Source organism: Bizionia saleffrena (assembly GCF_008086175.1).
In the GTDB taxonomy this organism is placed as follows: domain Bacteria; phylum Bacteroidota; class Bacteroidia; order Flavobacteriales; family Flavobacteriaceae; genus Bizionia; species Bizionia saleffrena.
Map to the genome: position 1 here is coordinate 42,576 of NZ_VSKM01000007.1, position 12,129 is coordinate 54,704.

At 37.3% G+C, this 12,129-nt stretch carries 10 protein-coding genes; 4 read left to right on the forward strand and 6 right to left on the reverse strand.

Annotation, left to right across the window (positions count from 1 at the left end; translation table 11 throughout):
• The first annotated feature begins 3 nt into the window (after nt 1-3).
• The 3 genes from ES676_RS07975 (at nt 4) to ES676_RS07985 (ending at nt 2,871) form a co-directional block, all read left to right on the forward strand.
• On the forward strand, nt 4-1,326 hold the full coding sequence (locus tag ES676_RS07975) for an MATE family efflux transporter (RefSeq protein WP_148369796.1): 1,323 nt from the start codon (nt 4-6) through the stop codon (nt 1,324-1,326).
• Between the two features lie 229 nt (nt 1,327-1,555).
• Nucleotides 1,556-2,005 carry a 6-pyruvoyl trahydropterin synthase family protein gene (locus ES676_RS07980; RefSeq protein WP_148369797.1) on the forward strand — a complete coding sequence of 150 codons (450 nt, stop codon included), beginning with the start codon at nt 1,556-1,558 and terminating at the stop codon, nt 2,003-2,005.
• Between the two features lie 113 nt (nt 2,006-2,118).
• Entirely contained in the window at nt 2,119-2,871 is a 753-nt protein-coding gene (locus ES676_RS07985) for a UDP-2,3-diacylglucosamine diphosphatase (RefSeq protein WP_148369798.1), read from the forward strand.
• Between the two features lie 55 nt (nt 2,872-2,926).
• Here the strand turns inward: ES676_RS07985 and ES676_RS07990 are convergent, their stop codons facing one another.
• The 6 genes from ES676_RS07990 to rsmI all read right to left on the reverse strand — a co-directional run bounded on the left by ES676_RS07990 (nt 2,927) and on the right by rsmI (nt 8,623).
• A complete protein-coding gene (locus ES676_RS07990; protein ID WP_148369799.1) occupies nt 2,927-3,280 on the reverse strand; it encodes a DUF1622 domain-containing protein in 354 nt (117 codons plus the stop codon).
• Between the two features lie 72 nt (nt 3,281-3,352).
• Nucleotides 3,353-5,044, reverse strand: coding sequence for a single-stranded-DNA-specific exonuclease RecJ (gene recJ / locus ES676_RS07995; RefSeq protein WP_148369800.1), 1,692 nt, complete (start codon nt 5,042-5,044; stop codon nt 3,353-3,355).
• A gap of 61 nt (nt 5,045-5,105) precedes the next feature.
• Nucleotides 5,106-5,534 carry an OsmC family protein gene (locus ES676_RS08000; RefSeq protein WP_148369801.1) on the reverse strand — a complete coding sequence of 143 codons (429 nt, stop codon included), beginning with the start codon at nt 5,532-5,534 and terminating at the stop codon, nt 5,106-5,108.
• A 174-nt stretch (nt 5,535-5,708) separates the two neighbouring features.
• Nucleotides 5,709-7,064 (reverse strand): dihydrolipoyl dehydrogenase family protein, encoded by a 1,356-nt coding sequence (locus ES676_RS08005; protein ID WP_148369802.1) that lies wholly within the window; start codon nt 7,062-7,064, stop codon nt 5,709-5,711.
• A gap of 300 nt (nt 7,065-7,364) precedes the next feature.
• Nucleotides 7,365-7,940 carry a uracil-DNA glycosylase family protein gene (locus ES676_RS08010; protein WP_148369803.1) on the reverse strand — a complete coding sequence of 192 codons (576 nt, stop codon included), beginning with the start codon at nt 7,938-7,940 and terminating at the stop codon, nt 7,365-7,367.
• Nucleotides 7,941-7,948: 8 nt separating this feature from the next.
• Nucleotides 7,949-8,623 (reverse strand): 16S rRNA (cytidine(1402)-2'-O)-methyltransferase, encoded by a 675-nt coding sequence (rsmI, locus tag ES676_RS08015; protein WP_148369804.1) that lies wholly within the window; start codon nt 8,621-8,623, stop codon nt 7,949-7,951.
• 105 nt (nt 8,624-8,728) lie between these two features.
• Here rsmI and ES676_RS08020 point away from each other — a divergent pair, with 105 nt between their 5' ends.
• On the forward strand, nt 8,729-12,127 hold the full coding sequence (locus ES676_RS08020; RefSeq protein ID WP_148369805.1) for a DUF7933 domain-containing protein: 3,399 nt from the start codon (nt 8,729-8,731) through the stop codon (nt 12,125-12,127).
• Nucleotides 12,128-12,129: the final 2 nt, after the last annotated feature.

The window sequence follows — 12,129 nt, forward strand, 5'->3', positions numbered from 1 at the left end:
ATAGTGTCTGTAGATATTAGCATAAAAACAATTAACCGATTAGCGATTCCAGCTTTAATAGCGGGCGTTGCCGAGCCTATATTATCGCTAACCGATGCTGCAATTGTTGGCAATGTCGACCTCAACGCGACCGAATCTCTAGCTGCCGTTGGTATCGTAACCACGTTTTTATCTATGCTTATCTGGGTCTTTGGGCAAACCCGAAGTGCCATTTCTTCTATTGTCTCACAATATTTAGGCGCCAATAAATTAGACCAAGTAAAAAATTTACCAGCACAAGCCATCGTTATTATTACCTCTTTAAGCGTGTTAATTATTTTAGCAACTTTTCCTTTTGCTCGGTCTATTTTTAAACTCTATAATGCGACAGACTTAATTTTAGATTATACCGAAGTCTATTATAAAATTAGGGTCTTTGGTTTCCCGTTTACACTGTTTACTATTGCTGTTTTTGGTGCTTTTAGAGGTTTACAAAACACCTATTACCCCATGATTATAGCCATTATTGGGGCGACAACAAATATTATTTTAGACTTCGCTTTGGTGTACGGTATTCCGGGTTGCATACCGGCAATGCATATTGAGGGCGCAGCTTATGCCAGCGTCATTGCACAGGGAATAATGGCTGCTTTATCGGCTGTATTGTTACTAAAAAAAACACCTATTCCCTTACGATTTACCTTGCCTTTTAATCACGAAATCGGTAAGTTTTTAACGATGATTGGTAATTTAGTCATTAGAACAATTGCGTTAAACGTTACCCTGTATTTCGCGACGACTTTTGCTACTGGCTATGGCCCCGAATATATTGCAGCTTACACTATCGCCATAAACTTATGGTTTTTTGGGGCTTTTGTTATCGATGGTTATGCCAGTGCCGGAAATATATTATCGGGTAAACTCTATGGCGCTAATGCCTTTAATAAATTAATTTCATTAAGTAATACACTTATAAAATACGGTATTGTTTTAGGAGTTATTTTAGCCATTTTAGGAACTCTTTTTTATTATAGAATTGGTGATATTTTTACCGATTCCCCCGAAGTTTTAACTCAGTTTTATTCTGTTTTCTGGATTGTTTTAGCAATGCAACCGCTATGCGCTTTGGCCTTCATTTTCGACGGTATGTTTAAAGGCCTCGGAAAAATGAAATCACTTAGAAATTTATTATTAATGTCTACAAGCCTTATTTTTATTCCAATTTTATTACTTTTAGACCATTATAATCTCAAACTTCAAGGTATTTTTATCGCCTTAACCTTTTGGATTATTGCACGCGGCGTTCCCTTAATTGTTCTCTTTAGAAAAGAATTTTTAAACCGCTAACCAAAACTCAATATTAACACCATAAAATAAACGCAATGGATTTTTTTAAATTTTTAGGAGGTAACGGTATTTTTCTACTCTTAGGCTTAGCATTAATTATTATTTACATCGTAAACAGAAATCGTAACAAGCGCTAAAACGCGACTACAACACCAAACCCACTTAATAGCATTTATAGGCTAATCGCTTTTGTAAAATTGGTATATTTGCAACGAAAAATAAGGACTTCATGAGTAATATTCGAATTACAAAGCTATTCTCTTTCGAAACCGGTCACGCCCTTTACGGTTACGACGGAAAATGCAAAAACGTACACGGCCACAGTTATAAGCTATCGGTAACCGTTATCGGTAAACCTATTAAAGACAACAGCAATGTAAAGTTTGGAATGGTTATAGATTTTGGCGATTTAAAAAAAATAGTAAAAGAAGAAATCGTAGATGTTTTCGACCACGCCACCGTTTTTAATAAAAACACGCCACACGTCGAGCTCGCCAGAGAGTTACAAAAAAGAGACCACAACGTTTTATTGGTAGATTACCAACCAACAAGCGAAATGATGGTGATTGACTTTGCCCAAAAAATAAAACAACGCTTACCAGAAAACATACAATTATACGCGTTAAAATTACAAGAAACCGATTCGTCTTATGCCGAATGGTACGCCGCAGATAATTAATAATTTGGGCGTTACCCTGCAGGTCAGGCTTTCAGCAGTCGCTTCCCGATACCCATCGGGAGAGCTCCAACAAAGCTTCAATCCTTAACGCAAACCCATTACTCCATTTAAATATGCACATTCCCGAAGGAAAAAAAATATACTTCGCTTCCGATAATCATTTGGGAGCTCCAACCAAAGAAGCCTCTTTTGTGCGAGAAAAGAAGTTTGTGGCGTGGTTAGACGAAATTAAAGAAGATGCAGCCGCTATTTTTTTATTGGGTGATTTATTCGATTTCTGGGCCGAATACAAAACGGTAATCCCGAAAGGATTTACGCGAACATTGGGCAAACTTGCCGAAATTACCGATTCTGGAATTCCTGTCTATTTCTTTGTAGGAAATCACGATCTTTGGATGAACGGCTATTTCGAAGACGAATTAAACATTCCGGTTTACCACAAACCTAAAGAATTTGTATTTAACGACAAAACGTTTTTTATTGGCCACGGCGACGGGTTAGGACCTGGCGACAAAGGCTACAAACGAATGAAAAAGGTGTTTTCAAACCCTGTTTCAAAATGGTTGTTTCGCTGGTTACATCCAGATATTGGTGTGCGCGTTGCACAATATCTATCGGTAAAAAACAAACTGATCTCAGGAGATGACGATGCTATTTTTCTAGGAGAAGATAACGAATGGCTCGCGCAATATTGTAAGCGCAAATTAGAAACAAAACACAGGGATTATTTTGTGTTTGGCCATCGCCATTTACCTTTAGAAATAAACCTCAACGATAATTCTAAGTACGTTAATTTAGGCGATTGGATTATTTATTACACGTACGCCGTTTTTGACGGTAAAACATTGGAACTAAAAACGTATTAGCACCTCACAATGCTTAAGAGGTCGCTCTGTCTTTTCCGAATTAAAAACCAAGCTCTTATTCTTCTTTTTCAACCTCACGTTGCCATGGGAATCGACCTTCTAATTCCACTTGTAACGACAGACTTAAAACGGTTCTAATAAGTACAATTACACATAAAATTAAGACCGATCTTAAGGTGGGTTCCGTAACTATAGTCGCCATGATATCGGCAGCAATTAAAATTTCTAATCCTAATAAAATCGATTTACCTAGAGCTTGCCTCAAATCGATATATGTAAATATTTTTGGCTGTTTTAAATAGTACAAATACTTCAAAAGCGAATACACAATACCAATTAAAATAGTAAGTACTCCAATCATTTCAACAGCATTCGCGATATAATCAACATAAATTTTTAAGTACTCCATACCTGTTTATAATTTTAAAAGCGAAAGAGTGAGATTGTATTTTTCAGTTTAAAACCCAAAAAATTAAACATATTATCCTTTAATATCTTGTAATTTCAGTTGTAGCGATATGTTTCCTTGCCAATGGTTTTCATCTATAGAATACGCGGCTTTAAAGGTTGTATTATTTTTAATCACGTCCAGTTTATCACCGAGACCAAAACCGATACAAACCAATTGCTGACTTTCATCTTGTTTAACCGTAAGGCGTAAATGCGATTTATCTTCTCCCACACATTTCCCGTAGCCCGTGTCTTTTAAATAATCAGACATAAAAACAGGAGCCATATTACTCGGTCCAAAAGGGGCAAACTGACTTAGTATACGGTAAAATTTAGGCGTGATATCGTTTAAATTAATTTCGGTATCTACAATAATTTCTGGTGTTAGTAACCGCTTATCTATAGTGGCTAAAACAACTTCCTCGAATTTTCGTTTAAACCCATCGTAATTTTTCTCCTCTAAAGTTAATCCCGCAGCATATTTATGTCCTCCAAACTGCTCGATAAATTCTGAGCATGCCTCGAGCGCATTATACACATCAAATCCTTTTACAGACCGAGCTGAAGCAGCTAATTTGTTTCCGCTTTTGGTAAACACCAACGTTGGGCGGTAATAGGTTTCTATTAATCGAGACGCGACAATACCAATAACGCCTTTGTGCCAACTTTCGCTGTAAACTACCGTCGTTATTCGATCTTGATCTTTTAAATCTTCAATTTGCTGTAACGCTTCTTGCGTTATCTGTTTATCGGTTTCTCGTCTGTCTAAGTTAAACGCTTCAATTTCTGCGGCATATTGCTTCGCTATGGCCACATCGCTTTCAGTTAATAAATTAACCGCATATTGCCCGTGTTTCATTCTTCCCGCAGCATTTATACGCGGTGCGATAATAAAAACAACATCGGTAATAGTTAATGTATCCTTCTTAATCTGATTTATTATGGCTTTAAACCCCGCTCTGGGTGCACTATTTATAACTTGCAATCCAAAATAAGCGAGAATCCGATTTTCGCCAATTATAGGAACAATATCCGCTCCAATAGCCGTCGCTACCAAATCTAAATACGGGATTAAATCGTCAATGGTTTGTCCTTTTTTTGAAGCCAACGCTTGTATTAATTTAAAACCAACGCCACACCCACAAAGCTCATCGAAAGGGTAATTACAATCGTCTTGCTTGGGATCTAGAATAGCAACAGCATCGGGAATTTGAGCGCCTGGTCTGTGGTGATCGCAGATAATAAAATCAATGTTCTTTTCTTTAGCATACGCGACTTTATCGATGGCTTTTATACCACAATCGAGTGCAATAATTAGAGAGAAATCGTTATCGTTTGCAAAATCTATTCCTTTAAAAGACACGCCATAACCTTCGTCGTAACGGTCCGGAATATACGTCGCAACATTTGGGTAATCGGTAAGCAAATAAGAGGACATTAACGATACGGCGGTCGTACCGTCCACGTCATAATCGCCATAGACCAAAATATTTTCGTTATTTACAATCGCGTGCTCTATGCGCTGCACCGCCTTCTCCATATCTTTCATTAAATATGGATCGTGCAAATCGCTTAAAATTGGTCTGAAAAAGTATTTAGCTTGCTCGAATGTTTCAATTCCACGTTGCACCAAAAGTGAAGCGATAGCAGGCTCTACCTGCAAAGCATTTTGCAAAGTAGCTACGGTTTCACTGTTTGGGATAGGCTTTAATGTCCAACGCATTACACAATATAAGTTTTAATAATTTAAAAAAATGAAAAGAAGATTTTAACAGACTCTCTTCTTAAGAATTAACAGCGTGTAAGTGGATGTTTGTTTTTACGGTTGCAAACTTTCGAAACATCTCCATTACACCGCAATATTTATCTACAGACAAACTTACAGCTTTATTAATTTTTGACTCACTTAGATTAGCGCCATAAAAATGGTAATCGACCGTTACCTTATGGTAATACTTCGGGTGCTCGCTGGTTAACTCGCCTTCTACCTCCATTTTAAACGTATAGTCGTCAACCTTCATTTTTTCTAAAACAGAAACAACGTCCAAACCAGAGCAACCAGCTAGAGACGATAACATCATCGCTTTTGGAGACAGGCCAAAACGCTCTGTGCTGCCTTCAACATCTGTGTCCATTACGACTGTTTTACCGCTTGGGTTATCCGATTCAAACTGCATTCCACCAATCCAATTCGTTGTAATTTTATTTGTCATTTTTCTTGAGTTTTTTATTTTTTATTAATGTAAAAATACCATTTAAAATTGTAAAAAAAGAGTCGTCTCAAGGCTTTAATGGTTACTTTACATTAAAAAAGGGGTGTTTTTCTTGTTTTTAGAGCGCTTTGTAAATTGAACAAAATTAAACCGGAATGTTAAGACCATTTGCCGTCAGTTTTTTAACATATATTTTAAATCGATGCTATAAGACGGATACGTAAAAATTAGTCTTTTGAATTCTGAAACTGTCATTTCTTGAGCCATTGCCATTACAAAAATATTAATGGTTTCATTAGCTTCAGCACTTAGCAAATGGGCACCCACAATAGTTTCGGTTCTTTTGTTTACCAAAATTTTATACGCGTATACCGCCGCGTTTTCCTTTTTCGCATTATAACCGTGCGATAAATTACCTTTATACACAATAATATCTTTGTAGCGTTTTTTGGCGTCATCTTCCGATAAACCTACCGACGCTATATTAGGCTGTGTAAAAACCGTTGAAGGCACAATAGGAAATTGAAATGCTTTGACATTGCCATAGGTAATATTCTTTCCTACAATACTGCCTTGCAAACCGGATAATGGTGTTAATGGCAATGAAGCATTAGACACATCGCCGCACGCATAAACACGCGCATTAGTTTTACTTTGAAGATGTGCATTCACTATAATTCCGGAGTCGTCATAATCTATATTAGCACTCTCAAGATTTAGCATTCCTATTGAAGGCACGCGACCAGCTGTATTAAATACGTTTCGACTTTTATGAGTGTGTTTTTTCCCACTTAACGTGTAATGGAGTCTTAGATTTTTATTCAATTTCTCTATGGCCGTTACCTCAGCATTGAATACGAATGTAACACCCAGCTCTTCCATTTTAAGCTGTAATTGTGCGACTAAAAAAGGATCGAAATGGCTTAATGCACTACTATTATAGTCAAAAACAGTGATTTTACACCCCAAAATAGATAGCATAGTTGCAAATTCCATCCCAATATATCCCGACCCTATAAAACTTGCGGATTTTGGAATAGCTTCCAAATCTAAAATAGCATCGCTAGTTTCCAAATACTCATTACCCGGTATTGGCAATTCGCGAGGAATGTTTCCGGTAGCGATTACAAAATAATCGGCCGTGATGCTTTTACCTTCCACTAAGATTTCGTTTTCATTAACAAACTCTGGAGATTGATGGTATAAATCGATGTTTAAATCCTTCAAATTTGTTTCTGTGTTTTTAGGAATAGCATCTACGAATTGAGATTTAAAATTTTGAACAGCCTTCCAGTCTATTTCTGGCAATTTGGAAACCCCTAAACCTTTTAATCGCTGCGTTTGTTCTAGCAAATCTGAAAACTGAATTAATACTTTTTTTGGATCGCAACCACGATTTGCGCACGTACCACCAAACTCTCTATTATCGGAGATGGCGACAGACAAGCCTTTTTCGGCACAGGCTATTGCTGCAGTTTGCCCGGCAATTCCAGAGCCAATTACAAATACATTATAGTGTTTAGATTTCATCGTTTTCGGTTTAAAACCTTAAGTTAATAAACTAAAAACAGCTTTCTATTAATGAAACATTAAAGTTTAATCTGAAAGCACATATAACCGTTATTGTCTGATAAATGACACAAGACCGTCTCACTTCTAGAAGTAAGAAGCAAAACTTAATACTAACGAACTAACGCCCCTATAGATTTGAAAACAAGAAAAACCGTGACCTAGATAAAATTCTTTACTGGAAAGCCAGTGAACACTTTTATGTTGAAAAGATGCATAACATTAGTAAAAAACATTACTAAGTTATAAACATAAATACAATTATTTACCGATAATTTCTGCCACTCTTTCTTTTAAAACAGGTAACACATCGGTTGTAAACCACGGGTTTTTAGATAGCCAAAACCGGTTTCTTGGCGACGGATGCGGTAATGGTAAATAATGTGGTAGATAGTCGTTGAAATTAGCGACCGTTTCTGTGAGTGTTCTTTTAGCGTCTTTTTTTAAGTAATACTTTTGAGCATACAACCCTATTAGTAACACCAACTTTACATTGGGCATGCGCTCTAACAAAGTATCGTGCCATTGTGGTGCACATTCGGGACGAGGCGGCAAATCTCCAGACTTTCCTTTTCCCGGATAACAAAACCCCATAGGAACGATGGCAAAATTTTTGGTGTCGTAAAACGCTTCCTTAGTAACGTCCAACCATTTTCGCAATTGGTTTCCGCTAGGATCGCCCCAAGGAACTCCAGATCTGTGCACACGTATTCCCGGTGCTTGCCCAATAATAATAATTTTAGACGCTTTATGAGCCGTCACCACTGGACGCGGCCCAAGTGGCAAATGCGCTGAGCAAATGGTGCAATCTTTAATATGATGAAGGAGCGTCTTCATTTATAGACTTATTTACTTTTTCCGCCCACTACAATTACAATTTCACCCTTTGGTGGCTTGTTCGTGTAATGTTCTAAAACCTCTTTTACTGTTCCGCGAATGGTTTCTTCATACATTTTTGTAAGTTCTCGAGACACTGAAACCGGTCTGTCTTCACCAAAATACTCACAAAAATGGCCTAAGGTTTTAATAAGTTTATGTGGTGATTCGTAAAATATAATGGTTCGCGTTTCTTCGGCTAAAGTTAGCAATCTAGTTTGGCGTCCTTTTTTAACTGGCAAAAAACCTTCAAAAACAAACTTATCATTTGGCAATCCGCTATTTACTAAAGCAGGAACAAAAGCGGTGGCACCCGGAAGACAATCGACTTCAATACCGTTTTCTACACACGCTCTGGTAAGTAGAAACCCAGGGTCTGAAATAGCAGGTGTGCCTGCGTCGCTAATTAACGCTATCGTTTCACCTCCTTTAATACGCTCTACAATACGCTCTGTCGTTTTATGCTCGTTATGCATATGGTGACTTTGCATGTGTGTTGTAATCTGGAAATGCTTTAATAGTTTTCCGGAGGTACGCGTATCTTCAGCCAAAATACAATCGGCAGCTTTTAAAACAGTTAATGCTCTCAGGGTAATGTCTTCTAAATTTCCAATGGGTGTAGGAACGATATATAATTTACTCATATAAAAAGGCTATATTGAACATCAAATTTACAATCTTTTAATTGAGTTTGACGCACCCTTTTAGATTTTAAGTATCTTTAAAGAACCAGCCTAACCACACTCTTTATGTTTAAATTTACTTTTTGTTTTGTTTTCTTGTCGTTATTCGTCGTACAAACCAATGCCCAATCTGCCGACTTATCTATCGTTATCGCAGCACAAAACACTTCTGGAACACCTATTTCTCAAGCCTCTATTTATCAAGATTTTCAATATATAATTACCATTATAAATTCTGGTGCTACTGTTAACAATGCCTCATTTTCGCAAACATTAAATGGAAATTTAACGTATATAAATGCCGAAAGTTTTAATAATAACGGGGGAGCATCGCTAGTAAGTAATTTAAATTATTTCTTTGGAACACTTACAGGTACAATCGCCTCTTTGCCTTCAAATTCTAGTGTTCAGATTAGAGTTTCGGTAAAAGCACCAACATCTCCCGGAGGGATAGCCTCGAATGCCGTTGTTTCTCCTCCCGATGGTACAACAGATAGTAACACCTCAAATAACACTTCTATAATTTCTATAGACATCACCGATTTACCTATAGACTTTTCAGTTACACAATCTCAAATAGCGCCACCTGAAAACACCGGAATTTCAGCTTGGAATGACACCGTTACCTACACCTTTACAATTACCAATAATAGTAGTATTGCTTTTCCGTTAGAAAGTTTTTCTAGCGCACTGCAATTAGCCTCGCCATTATCTTACGGCTTTCCAAACGTACAACTCCAATCGCTGATTTGTATTGATGCTACCAACGGAACACTTTGCCCAATTATTCCAAGTTTAGACCCATCAATAATTAATTTAATGGGGAGTCATACTTTTATAAATATGACTACACCGATAGAGTTTACCGTAGGCGGATCGTTAACTTTTGAGGTGATTTACAAATTTTTAGATCCTAATTGCGGTATGAATATGCAACCCTTAGCGGTAGAAAGCACTTCGACCATAGCTATAAATCATGCCAACGAATCTCCAAATACGTCCAATAGTGTTTTAACGCCATTATTAGAATCTACTTTATGTCCTGTTGCCGATGTTTGCATAGAAACCATCCAATTAAATCCAGACCCAAACTCATCACTAGAATGGGGGGAGCTAATCACTTTAGAAACTACACTGTGTAATAACGGGCCTTTAGAAGCTCCTGTAAAAGCATTTCTTCAGAATATATCGTCAAACATTAATTGGTCTATTACTTCTGTCACCTGCGATAGCAACACAGGATCAGTTTTATGTTCCGATTTCACGATTAACCTTTCAAGCCAGCTTTGGGAAACCAGTGTTTTTAATTTGCCCGCAAATAGCACAGTAACCTTTACAACTATTGTGAGTTTCTTAGAGCCTAATTCGTGTGTTGTATCACCGCCAAATAATTCTGAAGGCCATATTAGAAGTGCTATAAATATAGTGTCGAATGAAATAACTGACAGTAACTTAGATAATAATTATGAAAGTGACTACGTCATTCTTCCCGGAATTGATGCTTGCGAGCCAGAAGATTTTATTGATTTAGCCATTACGAAAACACAAATAAGCCCAGCATTACCTCAAGGAGAAGATGCGCTAAACACCACAGGCTGGGGGCCTGTAACGTATACCATTACAGCCTTTAACACCAGTGCTGAAGATACTCCTGTAACTATAAGAGATTTTATGCCGCAAGGCGCAAACGCTTTAGCTTCAGCATCGTTACTTTCTGTAGACTGTATTGCAACCACTGGAAACGCCTCATGTATTACAGTTACTAATGCGAATATTAATGTACTTTTAGATGGCGAACCAGAAGAGGGAATTGAAGATGTGTTTTGGTCTATTGGTGCAGAAGACAATTATATATTACCAGCTCAAAGCTCGGTTACTTTTAGCGTGGTCGTTCACTGGGAACCTGAATGCTCAAATAACGCCATTGCTGTTACAAATGCCGCTTCTATTGCTAATGTAAATGCCGAACCCGACAATAATATGTCTAATAACCTCGCCATTGCAACCACCTATTTCGCGCCGTGTGTGGATTTAATAGTTCAAACTTATCCGCAATTTACTACCGTTGGTGTAAACCAAAACTTTAATTGGATTGTAGATATTACTACTAGCAGCACAAGTTCTAATGCTATCAATATTGATTTTACAAGTGTACTGGGTTCAGAATTCACAATAACCGGCACACCAACGTGTACCGTTACAAACGGGAATGCCACTTGTACCCAAAATATGACTGTAAATGGCACGACGGTTAGCGGCCTCATAACGAGTATGGATACGGGGTCGACCATACAACTTATAATACCAACCCAAGCCCCTAATTTTGGAGGTGCCTTTACAAACATCGCAGAAGCCATCCCAAACCCTAGTGATAATGAAGAGTTGACACCAGAAACAAACATTTCTATTAGCAATATTCAAGTTATTGCACCAACAGTAACAAAAGTTTTTATACCAGATAGTATTATTGTTGGCGAACAAAGTGTTTTAGAATTTACTGTCACTAATATTTCTGGTAACCCTGCTCAAAGTGCTATTTCATTCACAGATAATCTACCAAATGGCATTGTAATTAACGGCACTGCAAATTGGATTGAAGATAATGGTTGTACGGCAACATTTTCTGTAAACCCAGAAGAAACAGCCTTTAGCGTAACAAACTTAACGTTTCCGGAAGGGGTATCGCATTGTACGTTTGCTATTCCGGTGACCTCACAGACGCCTGGTCTTTATTTAAATAATACTGCTAATTTCTCTAATCAAAACAACATTGATTCCTCGCAAGCTAGTGCAACTTTAACTGTTATTGAAGACCCTACAGATGTCGATATTGAGATCTCAAAATCGGTAACCCCAGCTGAAGCTTCTATTGGCGACACCGTAGAATTTACAATTACAGTGACTAATATAGGCACTACAGCAGCACATTCTATTTCCGTACTAGAAGAACTCCCTGAAGGCTATAGTTATAATTCGCATACGACAACTAATGGTACTTATAGTATAGAAAACTCCCTTTGGCTTATAGAGACTTTAAATGCCAATAGCACAGAAACATTAACAGTATATGCCACGGTAGTATCTTCTATTAACCTTTTAAATACAGCTATTTTAATAGATCTTAATGAAACAGATAATGATAGTGCCAATAATGAAGATTCGACAGCTGTTTTGGTAGATGATTGTTTAAGTATTTCGCAAGGGTTTTCTCCTAATGCTGACCAGCGAAACGATACCTTTACAATAAAGTGTATTGAAGATTACACCAACAATACACTTAAAATATATAACAGATATGGAACACTTGTTTATGAGGCGGTCAATTATAAAAATCAATGGAATGGTATTCCTAATAAAGGATTCCCAAAATCAAATAGTCTTTTACCTGTGGGCACCTATTATTACGTACTTCACATTAAATCTTTACAAAAGCCTTTAATTGGTTGGGTCTATCTTAATTACTAATT

Excerpts from the sequence above, each read along its gene's own strand:
- ES676_RS08020 (WP_148369805.1), top strand. The coding sequence starts at position 8,729 with ATGTTTAAATTTACTTTTTGTTTTGTTTTCTTGTCGTTATTCGTCGTA.
- recJ (WP_148369800.1), bottom strand. The coding sequence starts at position 5,044 with ATGCGTTGGACATTAAAGCCTATCCCAAACAGTGAAACCGTAGCTACT.
- rsmI (WP_148369804.1), bottom strand. The coding sequence starts at position 8,623 with ATGAGTAAATTATATATCGTTCCTACACCCATTGGAAATTTAGAAGAC.
- ES676_RS07990 (WP_148369799.1), bottom strand. The coding sequence starts at position 3,280 with ATGGAGTACTTAAAAATTTATGTTGATTATATCGCGAATGCTGTTGAA.
- ES676_RS07985 (WP_148369798.1), top strand. The coding sequence starts at position 2,119 with ATGCACATTCCCGAAGGAAAAAAAATATACTTCGCTTCCGATAATCAT.
- ES676_RS07980 (WP_148369797.1), top strand. The coding sequence starts at position 1,556 with ATGAGTAATATTCGAATTACAAAGCTATTCTCTTTCGAAACCGGTCAC.
- ES676_RS08010 (WP_148369803.1), bottom strand. The coding sequence starts at position 7,940 with ATGAAGACGCTCCTTCATCATATTAAAGATTGCACCATTTGCTCAGCG.
- ES676_RS08000 (WP_148369801.1), bottom strand. The coding sequence starts at position 5,534 with ATGACAAATAAAATTACAACGAATTGGATTGGTGGAATGCAGTTTGAA.
- ES676_RS08005 (WP_148369802.1), bottom strand. The coding sequence starts at position 7,064 with ATGAAATCTAAACACTATAATGTATTTGTAATTGGCTCTGGAATTGCC.